This is a genomic window from Falsiroseomonas tokyonensis (assembly GCF_019024325.1).
GTDB classification, from domain to species: Bacteria; Pseudomonadota; Alphaproteobacteria; order Acetobacterales; family Acetobacteraceae; genus Falsiroseomonas; species Falsiroseomonas tokyonensis.
This window is the reverse complement of sequence record NZ_JAFNJS010000002.1, coordinates 689948-715270: the sequence shown is the minus strand read 5'-3', so window position 1 is coordinate 715270 and position 25323 is coordinate 689948. Positions and strand designations below refer to the sequence as shown.

At 66.9% G+C, this 25323-nt stretch carries 22 protein-coding genes and 2 tRNA genes; all 24 read right to left on the bottom strand.

What is annotated here, in order from left to right; genetic code table 11:
- The 24 genes from proS to clpX all read right to left on the bottom strand — a co-directional run bounded on the left by proS (position 1) and on the right by clpX (position 25145).
- Complete coding sequence (gene proS, locus J3S20_RS09585) at positions 1–1305, bottom strand: proline--tRNA ligase (protein ID WP_216836204.1); 1305 nt, start codon at positions 1303–1305, stop codon at positions 1–3.
- Positions 1306–1729: 424 nt separating this feature from the next.
- A complete protein-coding gene (locus tag J3S20_RS09580) occupies positions 1730–2038 on the bottom strand; it encodes a DUF1467 family protein (protein WP_216836203.1) in 309 nt (102 codons plus the stop codon).
- Positions 2039–2045: 7 nt separating this feature from the next.
- Positions 2046–3683 (bottom strand): ribonuclease J, encoded by a 1638-nt coding sequence (locus tag J3S20_RS09575; RefSeq protein WP_216836202.1) that lies wholly within the window; start codon positions 3681–3683, stop codon positions 2046–2048.
- 102 nt (positions 3684–3785) lie between these two features.
- Complete coding sequence (locus J3S20_RS09570) at positions 3786–4601, bottom strand: type III pantothenate kinase (protein WP_216836430.1); 816 nt, start codon at positions 4599–4601, stop codon at positions 3786–3788.
- Between the two features lie 5 nt (positions 4602–4606).
- Positions 4607–5344, bottom strand: a complete 738-nt coding sequence (locus J3S20_RS09565) for a biotin--[acetyl-CoA-carboxylase] ligase (protein WP_343215193.1) — start codon at positions 5342–5344, stop codon at positions 4607–4609.
- Positions 5345–5348: 4 nt separating this feature from the next.
- Complete coding sequence (gene nuoN / locus J3S20_RS09560) at positions 5349–6767, bottom strand: NADH-quinone oxidoreductase subunit NuoN (RefSeq protein ID WP_216836428.1); 1419 nt, start codon at positions 6765–6767, stop codon at positions 5349–5351.
- An 8-nt stretch (positions 6768–6775) separates the two neighbouring features.
- Entirely contained in the window at positions 6776–8287 is a 1512-nt protein-coding gene (locus J3S20_RS09555) for an NADH-quinone oxidoreductase subunit M (protein ID WP_216836201.1), read from the bottom strand.
- On the bottom strand, positions 8284–10203 hold the full coding sequence (gene nuoL, locus J3S20_RS09550; protein ID WP_216836200.1) for an NADH-quinone oxidoreductase subunit L: 1920 nt from the start codon (positions 10201–10203) through the stop codon (positions 8284–8286). Before nuoL ends, J3S20_RS09555 begins: the two co-directional genes overlap by 4 nt.
- 4 nt (positions 10204–10207) lie before the next feature.
- The gene (gene nuoK, locus J3S20_RS09545; RefSeq protein ID WP_216836199.1) at positions 10208–10519 is read right to left on the bottom strand and encodes an NADH-quinone oxidoreductase subunit NuoK; all 312 of its coding nucleotides are present in this window, start codon (positions 10517–10519) and stop codon (positions 10208–10210) included.
- Complete coding sequence (locus J3S20_RS09540) at positions 10519–11199, bottom strand: NADH-quinone oxidoreductase subunit J (protein WP_216836198.1); 681 nt, start codon at positions 11197–11199, stop codon at positions 10519–10521. The genes nuoK and J3S20_RS09540 overlap by 1 nt, the downstream gene beginning before the upstream one ends.
- Before the next feature lie 12 nt (positions 11200–11211).
- Positions 11212–11700, bottom strand: a complete 489-nt coding sequence (gene nuoI / locus J3S20_RS09535) for an NADH-quinone oxidoreductase subunit NuoI (RefSeq protein ID WP_216836197.1) — start codon at positions 11698–11700, stop codon at positions 11212–11214.
- 3 nt (positions 11701–11703) lie between these two features.
- Positions 11704–12711 carry an NADH-quinone oxidoreductase subunit NuoH gene (nuoH, locus tag J3S20_RS09530; RefSeq protein WP_216836196.1) on the bottom strand — a complete coding sequence of 336 codons (1008 nt, stop codon included), beginning with the start codon at positions 12709–12711 and terminating at the stop codon, positions 11704–11706.
- A gap of 4 nt (positions 12712–12715) precedes the next feature.
- Positions 12716–14755, bottom strand: coding sequence for an NADH-quinone oxidoreductase subunit NuoG (gene nuoG, locus J3S20_RS09525; RefSeq protein ID WP_216836195.1), 2040 nt, complete (start codon positions 14753–14755; stop codon positions 12716–12718).
- 5 nt (positions 14756–14760) lie between these two features.
- The gene (nuoF, locus tag J3S20_RS09520) at positions 14761–16071 is read right to left on the bottom strand and encodes an NADH-quinone oxidoreductase subunit NuoF (RefSeq protein WP_216836194.1); all 1311 of its coding nucleotides are present in this window, start codon (positions 16069–16071) and stop codon (positions 14761–14763) included.
- Positions 16072–16074: 3 nt separating this feature from the next.
- On the bottom strand, positions 16075–16701 hold the full coding sequence (locus J3S20_RS09515) for a complex I 24 kDa subunit family protein (RefSeq protein ID WP_216836193.1): 627 nt from the start codon (positions 16699–16701) through the stop codon (positions 16075–16077).
- On the bottom strand, positions 16698–17903 hold the full coding sequence (locus J3S20_RS09510; protein ID WP_216836427.1) for an NADH-quinone oxidoreductase subunit D: 1206 nt from the start codon (positions 17901–17903) through the stop codon (positions 16698–16700). The genes J3S20_RS09515 and J3S20_RS09510 overlap by 4 nt, the downstream gene beginning before the upstream one ends.
- Before the next feature lie 29 nt (positions 17904–17932).
- A complete protein-coding gene (locus J3S20_RS09505) occupies positions 17933–18580 on the bottom strand; it encodes an NADH-quinone oxidoreductase subunit C (protein WP_379793639.1) in 648 nt (215 codons plus the stop codon).
- Positions 18573–19133 (bottom strand): NuoB/complex I 20 kDa subunit family protein, encoded by a 561-nt coding sequence (locus J3S20_RS09500; protein WP_216836191.1) that lies wholly within the window; start codon positions 19131–19133, stop codon positions 18573–18575. Before J3S20_RS09500 ends, J3S20_RS09505 begins: the two co-directional genes overlap by 8 nt.
- Positions 19134–19244: 111 nt before the next feature.
- Positions 19245–19613: an NADH-quinone oxidoreductase subunit A gene (locus J3S20_RS09495; protein WP_216836190.1), complete on the bottom strand. Its 369-nt coding sequence runs from the start codon at positions 19611–19613 to the stop codon at positions 19245–19247.
- A 288-nt stretch (positions 19614–19901) separates the two neighbouring features.
- A tRNA-Asp gene (locus tag J3S20_RS09490) sits at positions 19902–19978 on the bottom strand.
- A gap of 545 nt (positions 19979–20523) precedes the next feature.
- Positions 20524–20595, bottom strand: a tRNA-Val gene (locus J3S20_RS09485).
- 111 nt (positions 20596–20706) lie between these two features.
- Positions 20707–20979 (bottom strand): HU family DNA-binding protein, encoded by a 273-nt coding sequence (locus J3S20_RS09480; protein ID WP_216836189.1) that lies wholly within the window; start codon positions 20977–20979, stop codon positions 20707–20709.
- A gap of 297 nt (positions 20980–21276) precedes the next feature.
- On the bottom strand, positions 21277–23697 hold the full coding sequence (gene lon, locus J3S20_RS09475) for an endopeptidase La (RefSeq protein ID WP_216836188.1): 2421 nt from the start codon (positions 23695–23697) through the stop codon (positions 21277–21279).
- Positions 23698–23888: 191 nt separating this feature from the next.
- Complete coding sequence (gene clpX / locus J3S20_RS09470) at positions 23889–25145, bottom strand: ATP-dependent Clp protease ATP-binding subunit ClpX (RefSeq protein WP_216836187.1); 1257 nt, start codon at positions 25143–25145, stop codon at positions 23889–23891.
- Between the last annotated feature and the right edge of the window lie 178 nt (positions 25146–25323).

Genomic DNA, 25323 nt, shown 5'->3' with positions numbered 1-25323 from the left:
TCAGCCCTGGATTTTCGCCAGCGCATCCTCGGGGGAGACTTCCATCTTCTCCCCCGTGGCGCGGCGCTTGAGCTCGACCACGCCGTTGGCGGCGCCGCGCGGGCCGATCACCACCTGCCAGGGATGGCCCATCAGGTCGGCATCGGCGAATTTCGGGCCGGCGCGCTCGGTGCGGTCGTCATACAGCGCCTCGGGGATGGCGGCGTACATGCGCTCGCTCAGCGCATCGCAGGCGGTGTCGCCCTGCTTCAGGTTGATCACCACCGCCTTGAAGGGCGCGACGGCATCCGGCCACTTTATTCCGGCCTCGTCGTGATTCGCCTCGATGGTGGCGCCGACCAGACGGGAGACGCCGATGCCGTAGCTGCCCATCTCCGGCACCACCGGCTTGCCATCCGGCCCCTGCACGGACAGGCCCATGGTCGCGGAATACTTGGTGCCGAAATAGAAGATGTGGCCGACCTCGATGCCGCGCGCCGAGACGCGCTTGGCCTCCGGCACCTGTTCCCAGGCGGCGGGGTCGTGCATCTCCTCGGTGGCCGCGTAGTGGCTGGTCCAGGCGTCGACGGCCGGCGCCAGGTCCGCGCCGTAATCGGGCGCGCCGGCCAGCGCGTTCATGTCGAGCAGGTCCTGGCTGACGAAGACCTGGGACTCACCCGTCTCCGCCAGGATGATGAATTCATGGCTCAGGTTGCCGCCGATCGGCCCGGTATCTGCGCGCATCGGCACGGCCTTCAGCCCCATCCGGGCGAAGGTGCGGAGATAGGCCAGGAACATCTGGCGGTAGCTGTGCTGGGCGCCGTCCTTCGTCAGGTCGAAGGAATAGGCATCCTTCATCAGGAATTCGCGCCCGCGCATCACGCCGAAGCGCGGCCGCACCTCGTCCCGGAACTTCCACTGGATGTGGTAGAGATTCCGGGGCAGGTCCCGGTAGCTCTTGGCGAAGCCGCGGAAGATGTCGGTGACCATTTCCTCGTTGGTCGGGCCGAACAGCATCTCCCGGTCGTGCCGGTCGCGCAGGCGCAGCATCTCCGGCCCATAGGCGTCGTAGCGGCCGGACTGGCGCCAGAGCTCGGCGGACTGGATGGTCGGCATCAGGATTTCCTGCGCGCCGGCGCGGTCCTGCTCCTCCCGCACGATCTGCTCGATCTTCTGCAGCACGCGCCAGCCGAGCGGCAGCCAGGCATAGATGCCGGCGCTGGTCTGCCGCACCAGCCCAGCGCGCAGCATGAGGCGGTGCGAGGCGATGGTCGCCTCGGCCGGGGTTTCCTTCAGGGTCGGCAGGAAGGCACGGGAGAGGCGCAAGACGCGGCTCCTCAAAGAGATCGGGTGGGGCAAAGTAGGGCCCGCCTCGCTCCGGCGCCAGGGAGGGGCGCCGTTTTGCCACTTCCTCCAACGGCTGCTGCACCGCAGCAATAAAAATACGTCCACCCGAGCGTTCGGGTAAGGAAAGAGCAAAAAAATGCTTCGACCCTTAAGATAGTGCTTGCAAGCACCCGGGCTCTGGGTAAAAAAGAAGGGCCGCACCCGTCAGGGTACGGCCCGAGTTTAGGGAGGAAACGCCAGTCACACGGCAGAAGGAGGATCAACCTCCCTCTGGAACCTAGATTGGCCTCGGCACCCAAGGCGGCACAACAGCAAACGCCGTCGTCGGAAGCCCAAAAACAGGCTTCCAAAACTGATATGCCTGATTATGGGGCGGCACCCGCGGGGAGGCGGGTTTGCCGCCTTAATTTTGTGCAGGCCCCCGCGCGGGACCCGGCAGGACCGCCGAACTGCCGGGGCCGGTATAGGCCCACCAGCCGTCCCGGAAGCTAACCCAGCCGCTTTCCATGATGGCGAAGACGCCCAGCCAGAGAATCGCCGCCAGCACCGTGGTGCCCGCCAGCTTGCGCAGCAGCAGCGGCTTTTCCGGCGCACCGCGCCAGCCGCCATCCTCCGGCGCCACATCCACGGGCCGCGTGCCGATGGGCAGCACGATGAACAGGGCGGTCCACCAGATCAGCAGATAGACCACCACGCCGGTGAACCAGGTCATCAGGCCCTCACACCCGCATCAGATGCACTTCGACCGAGGGCCGCTTGCGCAGCCGGCGGCCGACGGCCTTGCGCACTGCGGTCCGCGCCGCCTCCCGCAGCAGCCCGTCCTCGCGTTTCAGATTGCCCGGCAGCTCCGTCACGGCGCGCGCCAGGTCGGCCGCGATCTGCCCCGGCTCCTCCCCCGTCTCATCGAACAGGCCGGGGCCGGAGATCTGCGGCTTGCCTAGCACCTTGCCCGAGCCATCCACGACGAAGGAGGCGACGATGACGCCGTTCATCAGCATCTTCTTGCGCGCCGCCAGCACATCGCCATCCAGCCGCAGCAGGCGGTCGCCGTCGATGGCCAGGCGGCCCACCGGCACGCTTTCCACCACATCCGGCTTGCCGGGGGCGAAGCGCAGCACGTCGCCATCCTCGATCACATAGGCGATGGCGCCCAGGGTCTCGGCCAGGTTCGCGTGCTCGTTCATGTGGCGCCATTCGCCATGCACGGGAATCGCGAATTTCGGACGGACCAGCTGGTACAGGCGCTTCAGCTCATCCCGCGCCGGATGGCCGGAGACATGCACCATGTGGTCATCCGCCGTCATCACGCGGACGCCGGCGCGGGAAAGCTCGTCCTGCACGCGCAGGATCGCCCGCTCATTCCCCGGGATCATGCGGGAGGAATAGATCACCGTATCCCCCTCCCCCAGCGAGATATGCGGATGGGTATCGGCGGCGATCTTGGTGAGAGCCGAGCGGGGCTCGCCCTGACTGCCGGTGCAGATCACCAGCAGCTTGTCGTCCGGCACATCCTCCGCGTCATCCTCCGACAGGAAGGGCGGGATGGAGCGGAGGTAGCCGCATTCGCGGGCCGAGGCATCGGCATTGCGCAGGCTGCGCCCGAACAGCGCCACCTCCCGCCCCGCGGCGCGGCCGGCGAGCGCGATGGATTCGATGCGCGCCAGGTTGGTCGAGAAGCAGGAGACGGCGACGCGGCCCTTCAGCCCCTTGATCAGGGCCGCCAGGTTGCGGCGGACCTCCGCCTCGCTGCCCGAATGGCCCTCGACCATCGCATTGGTGCTGTCGCAGACCATGGCCAGCACGCCCTCGTCGCCGAGACGCCCGAAGGCGGCCTCGTCGGTGGGCGGGCCGATCAGCGGGTTGGGGTCCAGCTTCCAGTCGCCGGTATGCAGGATGGTGCCGTGCCGCGTGCGGATGGCCAGCGCCTGCGGCTCGACGATGGAATGGGCGACCCGCAGGAATTCCAGGTCGAAGACGCCCAGCTTCCAGCGGCCGCCGAGCGGGATGACATTGATCTCCGCCTGCTGCAGCAGCCCCGCCTCGCCGAGCTTCCGGCGCAGGACGGAGGCGGTGAAGGGGCTAGCATAGATCGGGCAGCGCAGCTTCGGCCAGATATGGGCCACCGCACCCACATGGTCCTCATGCGCATGGGTGATCACCAGGCCCACCAGCTTGTCCCGCCGTTCGGCCAGCCAGGCCGGGTCGGGCACCATGACCTCGACTTCCGGATGCTCCGATCCGCCGAAGCCGAGGCCGAGATCCACCGCCAGCAGGGCGCCATCACAGCGGTAGACGTTGAAGTTGAGTCCGATTTCCCCCGTCCCGCCGAGCGGGATGAAGGCCAGGTCACCAGTCATTCTTCTTGTTCCAGTCTTATGCAGCGTTCGTCGTATCGGGGCGCTTCGCGAGGCCCGGCCGCCGCTGTCCCGTCGCCTTCGGGGCGCCTGGGATGGGTAGGCTCAGGGGTCGTCGCGTCGCGCGGTTCTCATGAAGATGGGGGCTGGGTTGCGGAGCGCCAACAGGCGGAGACCATCCAAGGTTGTATCCTGGTCGGTCGTTTCGATCACGGTGGTGCCCTCCGCGAACAGGGGGGCCAGGCCGCCGGTGGCGATGACCTTCAGATTGCCGACCGGATGCTCCTCCTGCTCCGCCCGGATTCGGGCGACGATCCCCTCGATCAGGCCGACATAGCCCCAATAGATGCCCGACTGCATCGCCGCCACCGTATTCCGCCCGACCACCGCCTGCGGCCGGCCGATGCCGATGCGCGGCAGGCGGGCGGCGGCGCGGTGCAGCGCCTCGATGGACAGGTTGATGCCGGGCGCGATGACCCCGCCGAGATAGGCGCCATCCTTGCCCACCACGTCGAAGGTGGTGGCGGTGCCGAAATCGATCACGATCAGCGGCCCGCCATAGGTGTGATGGGCGGCCAGTGCATTCAGCAGGCGGTCGGCACCCACCTCATGCGGGGCATCGACCCGGATCTCGAACCCCCAATCCAGATGGGCGCGGGCGACCAGCGGCTCGCAATCGAACCATTCCCGGGACAGGCGACGCAGGTTGTAGAGCGCGGCCGGCACCACCGTGCCGATGACGCAGCGGGTGATATCGGCGGGCTTCAGCCCGGAATGCTGCAGCAGGGTCAGCAGCCAGACGGCGTATTCGTCCGAGGTCCGCTCCGCATCCGTGCGGATGCGCCAGCGGCCGCGCCATTCCGTCCCGTCATGCACGGCAAAGACGACATTGGTATTGCCCGCATCCACCGCCAGCAGCATCGTCTTCAACCCACCTCGCGGAAAGCGACTTCACCGGTCGCCACGGCATGCACCCGCCCCTCGGCGGAGAGCAAGAGGCTGCCATTCTCGGCCAGTCCGGCGTAGCGGCCGGACCGCCCGCCGCGCAGCGTCAGCGGCGCATCCAGCGCCGGGCCGCGCGCCATCCAGGCGCGGCGGATGGCGTCGAACCCCTCGGCGCGCCACAGGGCGCGGAAGCGTTCCAGCGCCGCCAGCATGGCGCAGGCCACCTGTTCGGGCGGGATCGGCCCGAGGCCGGCCGTGGCCCGGTCCGGCAGCACGGGCGGGGCGGCAAGGTTGGCGCCGATGCCCATGATGAACCAGTCGAGCGTGCCGTCATCCTTCGCCGCGCTCTCGCACAGCACGCCGGCCAACTTGGCCTCGCCCAGCAGCACGTCATTCGGCCATTTCAGCCGCAGCGCGGCAGGATCCGCGGCAAAGGGAGCCAGCCCCTCGATCATCGCGAGCCCGGCGACCAGCGCCCAGCGCCCCGCTTCCCGCGCCGGCCCGCCGGGGCGCAGCAGTAGCGAAAAATAGAGATTGCCCGGCGGGCTGGACCAGGACCGCCCATCCCTGCCCCGCCCACCCGTCTGCTGGCGGGCGAGGATGGCCAGGCTCTCCGCTTCGCCGGCCACCGCCAGGCGCTGCAGCAGGTCGCTGGTCGAGGGCAGGCTGTCCTCGATGCGCAGCCGCCAGCCGGGCGGCGGCGCGATCGGCTGGGTCACCACCTCATCCGGCGATGGCCGTGATGGCCACTTCCGCCGCGGCGATGATCGGCGCGGGGAACAGGAAGAACAGCACCGTGGCGATCCCGGTGGCGCCCATCACCACCGTCAGCCCCGCGGGCCGCGCATCCAGCGGCGCCGTGCCGGTGTCGAAGTACATCACCTTCACGATGCGCAGGTAGTAGTAGGTGGCGACCACCGAGGTGCCGATGCCGACCGCGGCCAGCACCCAGTAGCCGCCCTGCACCGCGGCCAGGAAGACGTAGAGCTTGCCGAAGAAGCCGGCGAGCGGCGGGATGCCAGCCATGGAGAACATGAACACCGCCATCCACATGGCCATGGCGGGATCCGTGCGCCCGATGCCCGCCAGGTCGTCCACCTCCTCCAGCGCACGGCCATTGCGGCGCATGGCGACCAGCACGGCGAAGGTGCCGATCGAGGTGACCATGTAGATGGCCATATAGACCAGCACGCCGCGCAGCCCGATGTCGCTGGCCACCGCCACGCCCATCAGCGCGTAGCCGATATGGCCGATGGAGGAATAGGCCATCAGCCGCTTGATGTTGCGCTGGCCGATGGCGGCGAAAGCGCCGAGCAGCATGGAGCCGACCGAGGCTACCCAGATCACCTGCGACCACTGCGCCGCCAGATCGCCGAAGGGCCCGGCCAGCACGCGCATCAGTAGCGCGATGGCGGCCACCTTCGGCGCGGTGGCGAAGAAGGCGGTCACCGGCGTCGGCGCGCCCTCATAGACGTCCGGCGTCCACATGTGGAAGGGCACGGCGGAGATCTTGAAGCAGAGCCCGGCGAGCACGAAGACCAGGCCCACCACCAGGCCGAGGCTTGTCGTGCCGCCGCCCAGCGCATCCGCCAGCCGGTCGAAATTCGTGCTGCCCGCAAAGCCATAGACCAGCGAGGAGCCGTAGAGCAGCAGGCCGGAGGCCAGCGCGCCCAGCACGAAGTACTTCAGGCCCGCCTCCGCGCTGCGGGGGTTGTCGCGGTCGAAGGCGGCGATGACATAGAGCGAGAGCGAGAGCAGCTCGAGCCCGATATAGAGCGACATCAGGTCATTGGCCGAGACCATGACCAGCATGCCCGTGGTCGCGAACAGCATCAGCACGGCATATTCGAAGCGACCGATGCCCGCCTTCTCGTTGAAGTCTAGCGAGAGCACCACGCCCAGCGCCGCGCCGAGCAGGATCAGCACCTTGGCGAAGCGGCTGAAGGCGTCGGAGACATACTGGCCGAGGAAGGCCGTGCCCTCCCCCTGCCCGATCACCAGCACCGCGGTCAGTACGAAGGCGCCGATCACGGCCATGGAGACGGGGAAGAAGGTCTCCTTCTTCGGGATCACGCCGGCGGCCAGGATCAGCAGGCCGGCGATGCCGAGGACGATCTCCGGCGTGGCAAGGGTCCAGTTCATCGGGCTCATCACATCCCAGCCAGGCGCGCGGCGCCGAGGGCGGCTTCATGGCGCGCGACCAGCGCGGCCACGGTCGCCTCGAAGAAGTTGAGGAAGGAGGAGGGATAGACCCCCATCCAGATGGTCAGCAGGATCAGCGGCGCGAAGGTGGCGTATTCGCGCGGGCTCAGGTCCAGCAGCGCCTTCAGATCCTCCCGCACGATCTTGCCGAAGATCACGCGGCGATAGAGGTAGAGCGCGTAGGCCGCGCCCAGGATCATGCCCATGCAGGCGCCGAGCGCGACCCAGGGGTTCACCTTGAAGGCGCCGACGATCACCAGCAGTTCGCCCGGGAAGCCCGCGAGGCCCGGCAGCGCGACGCTGGCCATGGTGAAGACCATGAAGACCAGCGCATAGGCCGGCATGATCTTGGCGACGCCGCCATAGCGGGCGATCTCGCGCGAATGCACCCGGTCGTACAGCACGCCAACGCAGAGAAAGAGCGCGCCGGACACCACGCCATGGCTCAGCATGGTGAACAGCGCGCCCGAGAGGCCCTGCGCGGTGAAGGTGAAGATGCCCAGCGTGACGATACCCATATGGGCGATCGAGGAATAGGCGATCAGCTTCTTCATATCCTCCTGCGCCAGCGCGACGAGGGAGGTGTAGATGACCGCGATGATGGACAGCGCGAAGATCAGCGGCGCGAAGTCCGCCGAAGCTTGCGGCAGCAGCGGCAGGGAGAAGCGCAGGAAGCCATAGGCGCCCATCTTCAGCAGCACGCCGGCCAGGATGACGGAACCCGCGGTCGGCGCCTCGACGTGGGCATCCGGCAGCCAGGTATGCACCGGCCACATCGGCACCTTTACGGCGAAGGAGGCGAAGAAGGCGAGGAACAGCCAGAACTGCATGCGCGGCGAGAAGGCCGTCTGCATCAGCGTCGGGATATCCGTCGTGCCGGCCTCATACCACACGGCCAGGATCGCCAGCAGCATCAGCAGGCTGCCTGCCAGCGTGTAGAGGAAGAACTTCAGCGCGGCATACACCCGCCGGCCGCCGCCCCAGATGCCGATGATGAGGAACATCGGGATCAGCACGGCTTCGAAGAAGATGTAGAACAGCACGAAGTCCAGCGCGGCGAACATGCCGATCATCATGGATTCGAGCACCAGGAAGGCGACCATGTATTCGCGCACGCGCGTGGTCACGCTCTCCCACGACGCCAGGATGCAGAGCGGCGTCAGGATGGTGGACAGCAGGATGAACAGCACGGAGATGCCGTCCACGCCCATGTGGTAGCCGACGCCGAATTCCGGCAGCCAGGCCGCCTGCTCGACGAACTGGAACTCCGCCGTGGTCTGGTCGAAGCCGGTCCAGAGCAGCAGCGACAGCGCCAGCGTGATCAGGCTCGCCCAGAGGGCGGTCCAGCGCGCATTGCGGGCGACGACCTCGTCCTCCCCGCGCACCAGCATGATGACCAGCGCGCCCGCCAGCGGCAGGAAGGTGACGAGGCTGAGGATGGGAAAGCCAGCGGCATTCATCGGGAGGGCATTCCAACCAGGAGAAGGGTCACGAACAGCACCAGTCCGATGATCATGGTGAAGGCGTAGCTGGCGACGCGGCCGGATTGCAGCCGCACCGCCCCGCCGGCGACGGAAACCGCCGCGGCGGCCGCGCCATTCGGCATGCCGTCGATCAGCCGCATGTCGCCGGTCTTCCACAGAGCCCGCGCCAGGTACTGCGTCGGCCGCACGAAGAGGAAGTCGTACAGCTCGTCGAAGTACCACTTGTTCAGCAGAAAGCGGTGCACGCCCGGCAGCGCATTCGCGAGCATCGCCGGCAGCTTCGGCGCGAACATGTACATCACATAAGCCAGGGCGATGCCCGCGAGGCCGACCACGGTCGGCGCCAGCGGCACCCATTCCGGCACGTGATGCGCGTGTTCCAGGATCTGGTTGGCGGCGGAGGTGAAGATCGCGCCGTTCCAGAAATGCTCCTGATGATGGCCGACGAAGAGGTCGTAGAAGTGGTAGCCCGTCAGCACCGCGCCGACCGACAGCGCCAGCAGCGGCACCAGCATGGTCCACGGGCTTTCATGCACGTGCTCCATGGTGTGGTGATCCGCGCGCGGCGCGCCGTGGAAGGTCAGGATGATCAGGCGCCAGGAATAGAAGGCGGTGAGGAAGGCGGCCAGCAGGCCCATGGCGAAGGCGTAGTTGCCGGCGCCGCTATGCGCGGCATAGGCCACCTCCAGCACCATGTCCTTCGAGTAATAGCCAGCGAAATAGGGCACGCCCGCCAGCGCCAGCGACCCGATCCACATCATCACATAGGTGAAGGGGATCTTCTTCCAGATGCCGCCCATGCGGCGGATGTCCTGCTCGTCCGACATGGCGTGGATCACGCTGCCGGCGCCGAGGAAGAGCAGCGCCTTGAAGAAGGCGTGCGTGAAAAGGTGGAACATCGCCGCCTGGTAAGCGCCGACGCCGACCGCGAAGAACATGTAGCCGAGCTGCGAGCAGGTCGAATAGGCGATGATGCGCTTGATGTCGTTCTGCACGCAGCCGATGGTTGCCGCGAAGATCGCCGTGGTGGCGCCGACGATGGTGATGATGGTGAGCGTGGTCGGCGCGTATTCCAGCACCGGCGACACGCGGCACATCAGGAAGACGCCGGCCGTCACCATGGTCGCCGCATGGATCAGCGCGGAGACCGGCGTCGGCCCCTCCATCGCATCCGGCAGCCAGGTGTGCAGCCCGATCTGCGCGGACTTGCCGCAGGCGCCAAGGAACAGCAGCACACCGATGACTTCCAGCGCCGGCAGGCCGAGGAAGGTGGTGGTCCGCGCCGCCTCGACACCCGCGAAGATCGTCTCGAACTCGACGGAAGCGAAGGTCCAGAAGGTCAGCGCCAGGCCGAGCATGAAGAAGACGTCGCCCACGCGGTTGACGATGAAGGCCTTCATCGCCGCGCGGTTGGCGCTTTCCTTCTCGTACCAATATCCGATGAGCAGATAGCTCGCGAGGCCGACGCCTTCCCACCCGAAGAACAGCTGCACCAGGTTATCGGCCGTCACCAGCATCAGCATCATGAAGGTGAAGAGCGAGAGATAGGCGAAGAAGCGCGGCACCGTCGCGTCGTGCGACATGTAGCCCACGGAGTAGAGGTGGATCAGCGTCGAGATGAAGGTGACCATCGCCACCATCACCACGCTCAGCGTGTCATAGCGCAGCGCCCATTCCACCTCGAAGCCACCGACATCGATGAAGGTGAAGAGTGGCACGACGCCCGGCGCGCTGCCGAGCGCCACATCGATGAAGGCCAGGCTGCCGCAGATGGCCGCTGCGGCCATGCAGGCCACCGTCGCCCATTGCGAGACCTTGTCGCCCAGCCAGCGGCCGAAGAAGCCCGCGATGCAGGCCCCGAGCAGCGGAAAGAAGATGGCGCCGACATACATGGGCTCAGCCCCTCAGCGTGGACACGTCGTCCACCTCGATCGTACCGCGGTTGCGGAAGTGGATGACGACGATCGCCAGGCCGATGGCCGCCTCGGCGGCCGCGACCGTCAGGATGAACATCGCAAAGATTTGGCCGGTGAGGTCGCCCAGCTGCGCCGAGAAGGCCACCAGGTTCAGGTTCACCGAGAGCAGGATCAGCTCCACCGACATCAGGATGACGATGATGTTCTTCCGGTTCAGGAAGATGCCGAGGATGCCCAGCACAAACAGGATCGCGCCCACCGTCAGGTAGTGCGAAAGGCCGATGGCCAGCATCAGTGGTGCCCCCCGCCATGGTGTTCGACGCGCTTGGGCTCCGGCGGCGCCTCCACCGGCGGGCGCTCGATGCCAAGCTCCGCCAGGCCCGCGCCGCTGCGCACCTGGCGCAGGTTCACGCTGCCCATGCGGGAGACCTGCCTTCCGATGTCCTGGCGCTTGGCCACGGGCTTGTTGCGCAGCGTCAGCACGATGGCGCCGATCATGGCGACCAGCAGGATCAGCCCCGAAAGCTGGAACAGCCAGACATAGTCCGTGTAGAGGATGCGGCCGATCTCGCGCGTATTGTCGGCGCCAGGCTCCATCGGGTTGAGCCGCAGGCCGGCGGCATCGCTGGCAAAACTCCAGCTGCCGAAGACGAAGATCAGCTCGGCGAATAGCACCAGGCCGATGGCGCCGCCGATCGGCGCATAGCGCTGGAAGCCCTCCCGGATGGCGGAGAAGTCCACGTCCAGCATCATCACGACGAAGAGGAACAGCACCGCGACCGCGCCGACATAGACGATGACCAGGATCATCGCCAGGAATTCGGCGCCGGCCAGCAGGAACAGCGCCGCGGCGTTGAAGAAGGCCAGGATCAGGAAGAGCACGGAGTGCACGGGATTGCGGCTGGTCACCACCATGACCGCACTGGCGATCAGCACGGCGGCGAACAGGTAGAAGGCGATGGCGGCGATCATTACCCCGGCCCTTCAGCGATACGGCGCGTCGAGGGTAAGCCGCTGGGCCAGGATCGCTTCCCAGCGATCGCCGTTATCCAGCAGCCTGTCCTTGTCGTAGATCAGCTCGGACCGGGTCTCGGTCGCGAATTCCAGGTTCGGCCCCTCGACGATCGCATCCACCGGGCAGGCTTCCTCGCACATGCCGCAATAGATGCACTTCGTCATGTCGATGTCGTAGCGCGTGGTGCGGCGGGATCCGTCCTCGCGCGGCTCGGCCTCGATGGTGATGGCCTGCGCCGGGCAGATCGCCTCGCAGAGCTTGCAGGCGATGCAGCGTTCCTCGCCATTCGGGTAGCGGCGCAGCGCGTGCTCGCCCTTGAAGCGCGGCGAGAGCGGCGTCTTCTCATAGGGGTAGTTGATGGTCGCCTTGCGGCTGAAGAACTGCTTCAGCGTCAGCGCCATGCCGCCGACCAGTTCGGTCAGCAGCAGGCTGCGGGCGACGCGATCGAGGGTTGCCATGGATCAAACTCCTCCCGGCAGCCAGCCGAAGATCTTGAGCGCCGCGGCGGTGATGACCAGCCAGACCAGGCTGAAGGGCAGGAAGACCTTCCAGCCGAGCCGCATGAGCTGGTCGTAGCGATACCGCGGGAAGGTCGCGCGCACCCAGACGAAAACGAAGAGGCAGAAGCAGATCTTCAGCACGAACCACAGCGGCCCGAGCGCCGGCAGCAGCCCGAAGGGCCCGTACCAGCCGCCGAGGAACAGGATGGTGATGAGCGCGCTCATCAGGATCATGTTCGCGTATTCGCCGAGGAAGAACAGCGCAAAGGACATCGACGAGTATTCGACGAAGAAGCCCGCCACCAGCTCGGACTCGCCTTCCGGCAGGTCGAAGGGCGCGCGGTTCGTCTCGGCCAGGGCACTGATGAACATGATGACGAACATCGGGAAGAGCGGCACGATGAACCACAGGTTCTCCTGCGCCCGCACGATCTCCGACAGGTTCAGCGAGCCGACGCAGAGCAGCACCGTGACGATGACGAAGCCCATGGAGACTTCGTAGCTGACCATCTGCGCCGCCGAGCGCAGCGCGCCGAGGAAGGCGTATTTCGAATTCGAAGCCCAGCCAGCGATGATGATTCCATAGACGCCGAGCGAAGAGATCGCGAAGAGATAGAGGATGCCGACATTGATATCGGCGATCGCCCACCCATCATTCACGGGGATGACCGCCCAGGCCAGCATCGCCAGCATGAAGGTGATCATCGGTGCCATGATGAACAGCACGCGGGATGCGCCGGAAGGAATGATGGTTTCCTTCATCAGCATCTTGATGGCGTCGGCGAAGGGCTGCAGCATGCCGAAGGGCCCGACGACATTCGGCCCCTTTCGCATCTGCATCGCCGCCAGCACCTTGCGCTCGGCCCAGGTGAGGTAGGCGACGCCGATCAGCAGCGGCACCAGCAGCGCCATGGCCTGCGCGACCGTCAGCGCGAGCACCCCGATGGGGGTGGCGAGGAAAGCGTCCATGTCCCTACTCCGCCGCCACGGCCAGCGGCGCCGCATAAGTGGCTGCGCATTGCGCCATCACATCCGAAGCGCGCGCGATGACATCCGCCTGGTGGTAATTGGCCAGCGGCAGCACGAAGGGCGCGCCAGACATCGCGGCCGGGTCACCGGACGGGCCCGTCGCATCCGCCGCAAAGCGACGCGCAAATCCCTCCTCCAGCGGCATCGCGGCGCGAAGCTGCGCCAGGCTGTCGAAGGGCAGCGTGGCGCCCAGCGCCTCGCTTGCCGCGCGGATGATGCGCCAATCCTCGCGCGCCTCCCCCGGCGGATAGACGGCCAGGTGCCCGCGCTGCACGCGGCCTTCCGTGTTCACCCAGGTGCCGTCCTTCTCGGTATAGGCGGCACCGGGCAGGATCACATCGGCGCGGCCCGCGATGCGGTCGCCGTGGTGGCCCTGGTAGATCACGAAGGTGCCGGGCGCGATCGTCGCCGGATCGACCCCATCCGCACCCAGCAGCCACAGCGCATCCACGCCGCCGCCCAGCATCTGGCCGAGATCCTGGCCGCCCGCGCCCGGCAGGAAGCCCAGGGCCAGCGCGCCAACCTGGCCGCCGAAGAGGTGCAGCAGGTTAAAGCCGTGCCAGTCATCGCGCAGCGCATTGGCCTGGCGCGCCACCTCCCAGGCCGCTGCCAGCACCGCCAGCCCATCGGCCCGCATCAGCGCGCCGCGGCCGAGCAGCACCATCGGGTTCTTGGCGGTCTTCAGCACCTCCATGAAGGGGTGTGAGCCGTCCAGCAGCGCGCGGATCGCCTCCGGCCCCTCGCCCAGATGCTCGTGGCTGTAGGTCAGGTCGAGACCGGCCGGGCCGATGCGGCCGATGCGGAAACGCCCGGCGACCCAGCGCTTGCGGATGCGCGCATTGATGACCGGGGCCTCGGTGCGCGGATTGCTGCCGATGATCAGCAGCGCATCCGCTTCCTCGATGCCGGCGATGGTCGTGTTGAAGCGGTAGAAGTCGGGCCGCGTCACGTCGATCGCCGCGCCATCCGTGCGGCAGTCCAGATTCTCCGATCCCAGCTTCGCCATCAGCGCCTTCAGCGCAAGCAGGCTCTCGGCTTCCACCAGGTCACCCGCGATGGCGCCGATGCGATCGCCCCGCAGGCCCTTCAGCCTGCCGGCGATGGCGGCAAAAGCCTCCGGCCAGCTCGCCTGCCGCAGCTTGCCGTCCACACGAAGCCAGGGCCGGTCCAGCCGCTTGCGCTTGAGGCCGTCGAAGGAGAAGCGGCCGCGATCGGCCATCCACTCCTCGTTCACATCTTCATTGATGCGCGGCAGGATGCGCAGCACTTCCGGGCCGCGCGTGTCGATGCGGATATTCGTGCCCGTCGCATCCTGCACGTCGACGCCCTCGGTCTTCCGCAGCTCCCAGGGGCGCGAGACGAAGGCATAGGGGCGCGAGGTCAGCGCGCCCACCGGGCAGATGTCGATCAGATTGCCGGAGAGTTCGCTGGTCAGCGCCTTCTCCACATAGGTGCCGATCTCGAGGTTCTCGCCGCGATTGGTCCCGCCGAGCTCCGCGGTGCCGGCCACTTCGGCCGAGAAGCGGACGCAGCGCGTGCACTGGATGCAGCGGGTCATGATCGTCTTGATCAGCGGCCCGATGTTCTTGTCCTTCACGGACCGCTTCGCCTCGCGGTAGCGGCTGTGGTCCATGCCGTAGCCGACCGCCTGGTCCTGCAGGTCGCACTCGCCGCCCTGGTCGCAGATCGGGCAGTCCAGCGGGTGGTTGATCAGCAGGAATTCCATGACGCCGCGGCGCGCGTTGCGCACGACGGGACTGTCCGTCTTCACCACCATGCCATCCGCGACGGGATAGGCGCAGGAGGCGACGGGCTTCGGCGCCTTCTCCACTTCCACCAGGCACATGCGGCAATTGCCAGCGACGCTCAGGCGCTCGTGGTAGCAGAAGCGCGGAATTTCCTTGCCCGCGGCCTCGCAGGCCTGCAGCACCGTGGCGCCGTTCGGGACCTCGACCTCGATCCCGTCGACCGTGACCTTTGCCATCGCCGTTACTCCGCCGCCATCGGCAAGGCGGACGGCGTCGCGTGCCGTGCCTTGTACTGGGCGATGCGTTCTTCCATCACCGGCCGGTAGTGCCGGATCAGCCCCTGCACCGGCCAGACGCCGCCATCCGCCAGCGCGCAGATCGTGTGGCCCTCGATGCGGCGGGTCACATCCTCCAGCACGTCGATCTCCTCGATCTCCGCGCGGCCCTGCACCATCCGGTCCATCATGCGGCTGACCCAGCCCATGCCCTCGCGGCAGGGCGTGCACTGGCCGCAGCTCTCATGCTTGTAGAAGCGCGAGAGGCGGGCGATGGCGCGGACGATGTCGGTGGACTTGTCCATGACGATCACGCCGGCGGTGCCGAGGCCCGACTTGTGCTCGCGCAGCGCATCGAAATCCATCAGCACATCGTCGCAGATGTGCTTCGGCAGCAGCGGCGTGGAGGAACCGCCCGGGATCACGCAGAGCAGATTGTCCCAGCCGCCGCGCACGCCGCCGGCATGGCGCTCGATGAGCTCCCGCATCGGGATGCTCATTTCCTCCTCCACATTGCAGGGCTTGTTCACATGCCCCTGGATGCAGAAGATCTTCGTGCCCGAATTCTTCGGCCGGCCGAAGCCCGCGAACCAGGCGGCGCCGCGGCGCAGGATGGTCGGCACCACGGCGATGGTCTCGACATTGTTCACCGTGGTCGGGCAGCCATAGAGGCCGACGGCGGCGGGGAATGGCGGCTTCAGCCGCGGCATGCCCTTCTTGCCCTCCAGGCTCTCGATCAGCGCCGTCTCTTCGCCGCAGATATAGGCGCCGGCGCCGCGATGGACGTAGAGATCGAAGTCCCAGCCGGAGCCGGCTGCGTTCTTGCCGAGCAGCCCGGCCGCATAGGCCTCGTCGATCGCCGCATCCAGCACGCGGCTCTCATTGTAGTATTCGCCGCGGATGTAGATGTAGCCAGCATGCGCGCCCATGGCGAAGCCGGCGATCAGGCAGCCTTCGATCAGCGTATGCGGATCGTGGCGGATGATGTCGCGGTCCTTGCAGGTGCCGGGCTCGGATTCGTCGGCATTCACCACCAGGTAGTGCGGCCGCTCGCTCGCCTGCTTCGGCATGAAGGACCACTTCATGCCGGTCGGGAAGCCGGCGCCTCCGCGGCCGCGTAGGCCGGAGGCCTTCATCTCCTCGATGATCCAGTCCCGGCCCTTGCCCAGGATGCCGGATGTGCCGTCCCAGTTGCCGCGCCGCTGCGCGGCGGGCAGGCGCCAATCCTGCAACCCGTAGAGGTTGGTGAAGATGCGGTCCTTGTCGGAGAGTGCCATTGCCTATTCCCCTCCCCCTGCAACGCCACCGGGCACGTCGATCAGCACCAGCGGCCCGCCTTCCGGCGCGCTGGTCTGGCGGCCGATGCTGCTGCCGGGCGTTGGACGCTCGCCCCGCTTCAGCGCCTCGATCAGCGCGACGGTGCGGTCGTAGTCGAGATCCTCGAAGTAGTCGTCATCCACCTGCAGCACCGGCGCATTCACGCAGGCGCCGAGGCACTCAACCTCGGTCAGCGTGAACAGCCCATCGGCGGAGGTTTGGCCGACCTGCACATGCGCCGCATCGTGGCAGGCGCGCATCACGTCATCCGAGCCACGCAGCATGCAGGGCGTGGTGCCACACAGCTGCAGGTGATGCTTCCCGATCGGCTTCATGTTGAACATGAAGTAGAAAGTCGCGACCTCATAGACGCGGATCGGCGCCATGCCGAGGCGGTCCGCAATCACGTCCATCGCCACCTTCGGCACCCAGGCGCTGCCGGTCGCGCGGCCCATCTGGCGCTGCACGACATAGAGCAGCGGGATCACGCCGGAGGCCTTCTTCGCCTCCGGATACTTGGCGAGAATCTTCGCGACCTCGGCCTCGCTCGCCTCGTCGAAGGCGAAATGCGTGGGCTGTTCGAAGCTCACCGGTCGATCTCCCCGAAGACGATATCGAGGCTGCCGATGATGGCGACGGCATCCGCCAGCATGTGCCCCTTGGACAGTGCCTCCATCGCCTGCAGATGCGCGAAGCCGGGCGCGCGGATCTTGCAGCGATAGGGGCGGTTGGTGCCGTCGGCCACCATGTAGACGCCGAACTCGCCCTTCGGCGCCTCGGTCACCGTGTAGGTCGCGCCGGCGGGCACGTGGTAGCCCTCGGTGTAGAGCTTGAAGTGATGGATCAGGCTTTCCATCGAGCGCTTCATCTCGCCGCGCGACGGCGGTGCGATCTTGTGGTCGGCGATCTTCACCGGGCCCGGGCGGATGTGGTTCAGGCACTGCTCGACCATGCGCAGCGACTGCCGCATCTCCTGCATGCGCACCAGGTAGCGATCGTAGCAATCGCCCTGCACGCCGACGGGGATTTCGAAGTCCAGCTGCTCGTACATCTCATAGGGCTGCGACTTGCGCAGGTCCCAGGCACAGCCGGAGGCGCGCAGGCAGGGGCCGGAGAAGCCCCAGGACATCGCCTGTTCCGCCGTCATCACGCCGATATCGACGGTGCGCTGCTTGAAGATGCGGTTCTGCGTCAGCAGACCCTCAAGCTCATCCAGGAATTTCGGGAACTGCCGGCACCAGGCGCCGATCCGATCCTCGAGCCCCGCGGGCAGGTCCTTCGCCACGCCGCCGGCGCGGAAGTAGTTCACATGGTAATGGCTGCCGCCGACCTGCTCGTAGAATTCCAGCAGATGCTCGCGCTGCTCAAAGCCCCAGAGCGAGGGCGTGATGGCGCCGACGTCGAGCGCATAGGTCGTGACGTTCAGCAGGTGATTCAGGATTCGCGTGATTTCCGCGAACATCGTGCGGATCCACTTGGCCCGCAGCGGCACGTCGTTCTCGATGCCGAGCAACCGCTCCGTGGCCAGGACGAAGCTGTGCTCCATGCACATGGGCGAGACGTAATCCAGCCGGTCCATATAGGGCATGGCCTGGAGATAGGTCTTGTACTCGATCAGCTTCTCAGTGCCGCGATGCAGCAGCCCGATATGCGGATCGGCACGCTCCACCACCTCGCCCTTCATCTCCAGGATGAGGCGCAGCACGCCATGCGCGGCAGGATGCTGCGGGCCGAAGTTGATGGTGTGCGTATCGGCGTCGAACAGTTTCTGGGACGCGTTCGGGCCGTCCATCTGTGGCAGGCCGCTGACCAGCTCGGTGCTCATGATTGGGGGCCCTCGATCTGCCCGCGTTCACTGCGGATCTGGTGCACCTTCTCGTCGCCCGGCAGCGTGGTCATGCCTTCCCACGGGCTCAGGAAGTCAAACGAACGAAAGTCCTGCGTCAGCGTGACGGGCTCGTTCACCACCTGCTTGCGCGTCTCGTCGTAGCGAACCTGCACATGGCCGGTCAGCGGGAAATCCTTGCGCAGCGGGTGGCCTTCGAAGCCGTAATCGGTCAGCAGGCGGCGCAGGTCGGGCTGGCCTTCGAAGACGATGCCGTACATGTCCCACGCCTCGCGCTCATACCATGTGGCGGCGGGCCAGACATGGATGAGGCTCGGCACCGGCGTCGCCTCGTCGGTCGAGACGATCACGCGCAGCCGCTGGTTCAGCGCCAGGCTGAGCAGGTTGTAGACCACCTCGAAGCGCTCGGCGCGCTCCGGCCAGTCCATGCCGCAAATGTCCATCACCTGTTCGAAGGCGAAGCGCGGATCGTCGCGCAGCATTTCCATGAAGGGCACGATCTGGTCGCGCCTGGCGCGCACCACCAGCTCGGCGCCACGCTCGACGAAGACCTCCTCCACCACGGCGCCCGCGGCTTCGGCGATGGCGGCGCCCAGCGCCTGCAATGCGTTCGCGTCAGCCACGGAGGATGGTCCCCGTCCGGCGGATCTTCTTTTGCAATTGCAAGATGCCGTAGACCAGCGCCTCCGCCGTCGGCGGGCAGCCCGGCACGTAGACATCGACCGGCACCACGCGGTCGCAGCCGCGCACCACGCTGTAGCTGTAGTGGTAGTAGCCGCCGCCATTGGCGCAGGAGCCCATGGAGATCACCCAGCGCGGCTCCGACATCTGGTCGTAGACCTTGCGGAGCGCGGGAGCCATCTTGTTGGTCAGCGTGCCGGCCACGATCATCACGTCGCTCTGCCGCGGCGAGCCGCGCGGGATGATGCCGAAGCGGTCCAGGTCGTAGCGCGCCATATAGGCGTGGATCATCGGCACCGCGCAGCAGGCCAGGCCGAAGGTCATCGGCCAGAGGCTGCCGGTCCGGGCCCAGTTCACCACCTTGTCCAGGTTGGCGATGACGAAGCCCTTTTCCTCGATCTCCCCGGTGATGCCCCGCACCACCGAGTCCTGCGCAGCCCCCGGGGGCAGAGCCTCCCGGTTCCAGGCGATCGCATTGCTGTCTGAACCGCTCATGCTGTTCTCCGGGCGCCCCGCCGGCGCCCATTGCCAGATGGGCCCAGGCGATACACCTGGCGCCCCACTACCTGCCGCCGCGGCCCCCTCGCAGGGCCAGGCGGCCCGCCTTCATTCCCAGTCCAGGGCGCCCTTGCGCCACTCATAGATGAAGCCGACCGTCAGCACGCCAAGGAAGCCCATCATCGACAGGAAGCCGAACCAGCCGATCTCCCCCAGCGTCACCGCCCAGGGGAACAGGAAGGCCACTTCCAGGTCGAAAATGATGAACAGGATGGCCACGAGGTAGAACCGCACGTCGAACCGGCGGCGCGTATCGTCGAAGGGTTCGAAGCCGCATTCATAGGCCGAGAGCTTCTCGGCATAGGGCTTCTGCCTGGCGGCGAGCAGCGCCCCACCCACCATCGCGCTGGCGATGACGGCGGCGATGCCGAGGAACACCAGGATCGGGAAATATTCTGCCAGCAGCGGCTGAGTCATGGGGCCTCGGCTGTCCTTGCCTGTCCGGAGCGCCGTCCGGCGCCCGGGCTATTCCACCTGCGCGCTAAGGCAGGGCGATCTGCGCCAATCCCGCAGGCCCCGTCCCCATCGCGTTGCAGCGCAGCGCAGATTAGCCGCGCTCCGCCTCCTCCGCCATAGGCCCGATGCATGATGGAAGCGTTGACATGCATCGCTTTTTTGACGCCCAGGCCACGAACAGGTTGCGGGGCGCGCGGCCTTTCGGCGCGCACCCTGAACCTGTCTTAAGCTTTGGGAAAACTGTTCGCGTGGCGCGAGTGACGGGGCTCGAACCCGCGACCTCCGGCGTGACAGGCCGGCGCTCTAACCAACTGAGCTACACCCGCCCGCGAACAGTGAGCCGGGAATAGGGGCGCGGGGGCGGCCTGTCAACAGGCCGGACATGGCACGCAACGGCGCCTGCGGCGGCCCGGGTAGGCGAAGGGAGGGGCAGTGCTACCGGCGATTCGCACGATCCATCCGCAGGGGGCGGGCGGCAGGCCGCGGGCAGCGGGGCGTGAGACCACGACAAAAAAATGTCGCACCCGCGTCAAATCGGTTGGCGCGGACGAGTGTGAGGCAGTTCTGGTGTTCGGCGCGGGTGGCGACAAGTTTCGCCATCCGCGGGCCGCGCGGCGCAGGTCGCCACTGCGTCGATTGGAGAGGCGGCGCGGGCGATCGGCGCTGGTCGCTGCAGGTTTCGCCATCCGCGGGCCGCGCTGCGCGGCGGTGCCGCACAGGTCGCCACCGCGACGATCGGGAAGGCGGCGCGGGTGATCTGCGCATGTTGCTACAAGACTCGCCATCCGCGGGCCGCGCTGCGCGGCGGTGCCGCGCAGGTCGCTTCGCTTTTCCCTCCGGGGGATTTTTCCGCGGCTTTGCCGCGGAAAAATGGGCGCTGACGGGATCGAACCGCCGACCACCTGTGTGTAAGACAGGCGCTCTACCGCTGAGCTAAGCGCCCCTGGGCGGGCCTGGAGTTACGACGCCCGGACCAGCCCGCCAAGGCCCCCCAAAGCAAAAGGGCCAGCCCCTGCGGGCCGGCCCTTCCACATCACCCGCGAAGGCGGATGGCTCAGTTCACGGCGTCCTTCAGACCCTTGCCCGCCTTGAAGCGCACGGTCGTCGTCGCCGGAATCTTGATCTCCTCGCCAGTGCGGGGATTGCGCCCCTTGCCGGCCTTCCGCTTGGAGGTGCTGAAGGTGCCGAAGCCCACCAGACGGACCTCCGTGCTGCTCTTCAGCGCCGTCTGGATCGCGTCGAAAACGGCGTCGAGCACGTCGCTCGCCTTGGCCTTCGGAAGATCCGCGGCCTCCGCAACGACGGCGACCAGATCCTGCTTGTTCATATGGGAGCCCCCTTCAGGTTCCTGTGCATGGCTGATGGAACGGGCCCGAATCACGCCCCGCTATGGCGGCACACTAGGAGGCGGCTTTCAGCCCCGTCAACGCCACCAGCCCCGATTCCCGGCCCCGTTCCGCGCTTCGTGCCGAAGATTCGGTGGAAAAGCCAGCCCTCGCCACCTGCCCTTCCTGATCCGTCCGGAAACACGGCGCCGGGCGCCAGAAAGAGACGAGGCCCGCAAAGGAAAAGGGCGCGCATCAGCCCGATGCGCGCCCCTCTGCTCAAGGTCCAGAAGGCCGATTCAGTGCGGCCGGACCGGCGCACCGTCGCTGCCCGGCGCGCCGGCGGCAGGGGCAGGCTCGGCTGGCTCCTCCCACTGGATGGCTTCCGGCTTCCGCGCCAGCGCCTGGGAGATCACCTCATCCGCGTGGCTGACCGCGATGATGGTCAGCCCCTTCTTCACGTTCTCGGGGATCTCGGCCAGGTCCTTCTCATTCTCCTTCGGGATGAAGACCGTGGTGACGCCGGCCCGCAGCGCCGCCAGCAGCTTCTCCTTCAACCCGCCGATCGGCAGCACGCGGCCGCGCAGCGTGATCTCGCCCGTCATCGCGATGTCCTTGCGCACCGGGATGCCCGTGAGCACGGAGACGATCGAGGTCGCCATCGCCACGCCGGCCGAGGGGCCATCCTTGGGTGTCGCGCCTTCCGGCACATGCACGTGGATGTCCCGCTTCTCGAAGATCGTCGGCTTGATGCCGAAGTTGATCGAGCGGCTCCGCACATAGGACAGCGCCGCGGAGACGCTTTCCTGCATGACGTCGCCCAGCTTGCCGGTGGTCTTCACCGCGCCCTTGCCCGGCACGACCACGGATTCGATGGTCAGGATCTCGCCGCCCACCTCGGTCCAGGCCAGACCGGTGACGACGCCCACCATGTCCTCCGCCTCGGCCTCGCCGTAGCGGAACTTCCGCACGCCGGCGAACTTGTCGAGGTTCTTGACCGTGACCGCGACCTTCTTCGCCTTCTTGGAGACGATCTCCTTCACCGCCTTGCGGGCGATGCCGGCCAGCTCGCGCTCAAGGTTGCGCACACCCGCCTCGCGCGTGTGGTAGCGGACCATGTCGCGCAGCGCCTCGTCCGAGATGCTCCACTCGCCCTTCTTCAGGCCATTCGCCTCGCTGACCTTGGGGAGCAGGTGGCGCTTGGCGATCTCGACCTTCTCATCCTCGGTGTAGCCGGGGATGCGGATGATCTCCATGCGGTCCAGCAGCGGCTGCGGCATGCGCAGGCTGTTGGCCGTGGTCACGAACATCACGTCGGACAGGTCGTAGTCGACCTCCAGGTAATGATCGTTGAAGGTGGTGTTCTGCTCGGGGTCCAGCACCTCCAGCAGGGCCGAGGACGGGTCGCCGCGCCAGTCGGCGCCCAGCTTGTCGATCTCGTCCAGCAGGAAGAGCGGGTTGGAGGACTTCGCCTTCTTCATGCCCTGCAGGACCTTGCCGGGCATGGAGCCGATATAGGTCCGCCGATGGCCGCGCACCTCAGCCTCGTCCCGCACGCCGCCCAGCGACATCCGCACGAAATTCCGGCCGGTCGCCTTGGCGATGGACTTGCCGAGCGAGGTCTTGCCGACGCCGGGCGGGCCCACCAGGCACAGGATCGGGCCACGGATCTTCGGGCTGCGCGACTGCACTGCCAGATACTCGATGATCCGTTCCTTGATCTTGTCGAGGCCGTAGTGGTCAGCATCCAGCACCGCTTCCGCCGCGACCACGTCGTTGCGGATGCGGGTCTTCTTCTTCCACGGGATGGACAGCATCCAGTCGAGGTAGTTGCGGACCACGGTGGCTTCCGCGGACATCGGCGACATGGTCTTGAGCTTCTTCAGCTCCGCCATCGCCTTCTCGCGGGCTTCCTTCGACAGCTTGGTGGCCTTGATCTTGGCCTCCAGCTCCGCCGCCTCGTCCTTGCCTTCCTCGCCCTCGCCCAGCTCCTTCTGGATCGCCTTGAGCTGCTCGTTCAGGTAGTACTCGCGCTGCGTCTTCTCCATCTGCCGCTTCACGCGGCTGCGGATGCGCTTTTCCACCTGCAGGACGCCGATCTCGGATTCCATATGGGCGAAGACCCGCTCGAGCCGCGGGCCGACGCCCTCGATCTCCAGCAGCTCCTGCTTTTCCGCGATCTTCAGGTTCAGGTGGCTGGCCACCGTATCGGCCAGCTTGGCCGGCTCCTCGATCTGGTTGATCGAGACCAGCACCTCGGGCGCGATCTTCTTGTTGAGCTTGATGTACTGCTCGAACTGCGCAACCACGGTGCGCGCCAGCGCCTCCAGCTCACGCCCCTCGGGCTTGGCCTGCTCCTCGGCGGGCGCGGCGAAGGCCTCGAAATAGGGGTCGGTGCCCTTGTAGGCGGCGATCTTCGCGCGGCGCCCGCCCTCGACCAGCACCTTCACGGTGCCGTCCGGCAGCTTCAGCAGCTGGAGAACCGTGGAGACGGTGCCGACCTGGTACAGGTCGTCCGAGCCCGGGTCGTCCTGGGCGGCGTTCTTCTGCGCCACCAGCAGGATCTGCTTGTCGTCGCGCATCACCGCTTCCAGCGCGCGGACGGATTTCTCGCGCCCGACGAAGAGCGGCACGATCATGTGGGGGAAAACGACGATGTCGCGCAGCGGCAGGACGGGAAGCAGTTCGCCGCGGACAGGTTCAGTGGGATTGGCCGCCATATCGGACCTCACTTTGGACGATCGGCGCGGTAGCCGCCCCCAGGCGGCCCACATGGGCGCCTGGTTATCGGCACGGCTCCCGGCGCCACGGGATTATCAAAACAGATGGCCCCCCTTCCCCACCACCACAAGGCGCGCCCCCACGCGGATGCCGGGCGGGGGTCCTCATGCCAGGGAAGCCATCCGCAGCCTCACCCTGCAGATTGCTCCGCGGGGCGTTCACCGTAGATGAACAGCGGGCTCGCGCGGCCCTCGGCCACCTCCCGGTTCACCACCACCTCCTCGATATCCTCGAGGCCGGGCAGGTCGAACATGGTGCCGAGCAGGATCGACTCCATGATGGAGCGCAGGCCGCGCGCGCCGGTGCGGCGCTGGATGGCCCGCGCCGCGACGGACTTCATCGCATCCTCGGTGAAGGTGAGCTTGGCGCCCTCCATCTCGAACAGCCGCTGATACTGTTTTACCAGCGCGTTCTTCGGCTTGGTCAGGATCTCGATGAGCGCCTTCTCATCCAGATCCTCCAGCGTCGCCACCACGGGCAGGCGGCCGATGAATTCCGGGATCAGGCCGAACTTCAGCAGGTCCTCGGGCTCGACTTCCTTGAGGATAGCACCCGTGCGCCGCTCATCCGGCGCGCGAACCTCGGAGCCGAAGCCGATGCCGGAACCCTTGCCGCGGGCGCCGATGATCTTCTCAAGCCCCGCGAAGGCGCCGCCGCAGATGAACAGGATATTGGTCGTGTCCACCTGCAGGAATTCCTGCTGCGGATGCTTCCGGCCGCCCTGCGGCGGGACGGAGGCGACCGTGCCTTCCATGATCTTCAGCAGCGCCTGCTGCACACCCTCGCCGGACACGTCACGGGTGATGCTCGGGTTGTCCGACTTGCGGCTGATCTTGTCGACCTCGTCGATATAGACGATGCCGCGCTGCGCCCGCTCCACATTGTAGTCCGCGGCCTGCAGCAGCTTGAGGATGATGTTCTCCACATCCTCGCCGACATAGCCGGCCTCGGTCAGGGTGGTGGCATCCGCCATGGTGAAAGGCACGTCGAGGATGCGGGCGAGCGTCTGCGCCAGCAGCGTCTTGCCCGACCCGGTGGGGCCGATCAGCATGATATTGGACTTGGCGATCTCCACCTCGCCCGCCTTGGCCCCATGGGCCAGGCGCTTGTAGTGGTTGTGCACCGCGACCGAGAGAACCTTCTTGGCGTGGTCCTGGCCGATCACGTAATCATCCAGCACCTTGCAGATCTCGCGCGGCGTGGGCACGCCATCGCGGGACTTCACGAGGTGCGTCTTGTGCTCCTCGCGGATGATGTCCATGCAAAGCTCGACGCATTCATCGCAGATGAACACGGTGGGCCCGGCGATCAGCTTCCGGACCTCGTGCTGCGACTTGCCGCAGAACGAGCAATACAGGGTGTTCTTCGAGTCGCCGGACTTGCTCATGCGCGCTCCGAAAGCCTCAAGCCGCGGCCGCCTCGCAGGCTGACGGACCGGGATGCCTGCCCCCCGGCTGGGGGGCGGGAAACAAAGAAGTGTAGCCCCGCATCCACGCGGGGGAAAGTGCAACCCTTCGGGTCCCCCAACCGGGGGTCACGGTGCGGCAAGCCGCCGCACCGCAGCC

Excerpts from the sequence above, each read along its gene's own strand:
- J3S20_RS09510 (WP_216836427.1), bottom strand. The coding sequence starts at position 17,903 with ATGGACGGCCCGAACGCGTCCCAGAAACTGTTCGACGCCGATACGCAC.
- nuoF (WP_216836194.1), bottom strand. The coding sequence starts at position 16,071 with ATGGCACTCTCCGACAAGGACCGCATCTTCACCAACCTCTACGGGTTG.
- J3S20_RS09570 (WP_216836430.1), bottom strand. The coding sequence starts at position 4,601 with ATGCTGCTGGCGGTGGATGCGGGCAATACCAATGTCGTCTTTGCCGTG.
- J3S20_RS09540 (WP_216836198.1), bottom strand. The coding sequence starts at position 11,199 with ATGATCGCCGCCATCGCCTTCTACCTGTTCGCCGCCGTGCTGATCGCC.
- nuoK (WP_216836199.1), bottom strand. The coding sequence starts at position 10,519 with ATGCTGGCCATCGGCCTTTCGCACTACCTGACGGTGGGCGCGATCCTG.
- J3S20_RS09555 (WP_216836201.1), bottom strand. The coding sequence starts at position 8,287 with ATGAATGCCGCTGGCTTTCCCATCCTCAGCCTCGTCACCTTCCTGCCG.
- nuoG (WP_216836195.1), bottom strand. The coding sequence starts at position 14,755 with ATGGCAAAGGTCACGGTCGACGGGATCGAGGTCGAGGTCCCGAACGGC.
- nuoN (WP_216836428.1), bottom strand. The coding sequence starts at position 6,767 with ATGAACTGGACCCTTGCCACGCCGGAGATCGTCCTCGGCATCGCCGGC.
- nuoH (WP_216836196.1), bottom strand. The coding sequence starts at position 12,711 with ATGGACGCTTTCCTCGCCACCCCCATCGGGGTGCTCGCGCTGACGGTC.
- nuoL (WP_216836200.1), bottom strand. The coding sequence starts at position 10,203 with ATGTATGTCGGCGCCATCTTCTTTCCGCTGCTCGGGGCCTGCATCGCG.
- clpX (WP_216836187.1), bottom strand. The coding sequence starts at position 25,145 with ATGAGCAAGTCCGGCGACTCGAAGAACACCCTGTATTGCTCGTTCTGC.
- lon (WP_216836188.1), bottom strand. The coding sequence starts at position 23,697 with ATGGCGGCCAATCCCACTGAACCTGTCCGCGGCGAACTGCTTCCCGTC.
- J3S20_RS09500 (WP_216836191.1), bottom strand. The coding sequence starts at position 19,133 with ATGAGCGGTTCAGACAGCAATGCGATCGCCTGGAACCGGGAGGCTCTG.
- J3S20_RS09580 (WP_216836203.1), bottom strand. The coding sequence starts at position 2,038 with ATGACCTGGTTCACCGGCGTGGTGGTCTATCTGCTGATCTGGTGGACC.
- J3S20_RS09495 (WP_216836190.1), bottom strand. The coding sequence starts at position 19,613 with ATGACTCAGCCGCTGCTGGCAGAATATTTCCCGATCCTGGTGTTCCTC.
- J3S20_RS09575 (WP_216836202.1), bottom strand. The coding sequence starts at position 3,683 with ATGACTGGTGACCTGGCCTTCATCCCGCTCGGCGGGACGGGGGAAATC.
- J3S20_RS09480 (WP_216836189.1), bottom strand. The coding sequence starts at position 20,979 with ATGAACAAGCAGGATCTGGTCGCCGTCGTTGCGGAGGCCGCGGATCTT.
- nuoI (WP_216836197.1), bottom strand. The coding sequence starts at position 11,700 with ATGGCAACCCTCGATCGCGTCGCCCGCAGCCTGCTGCTGACCGAACTG.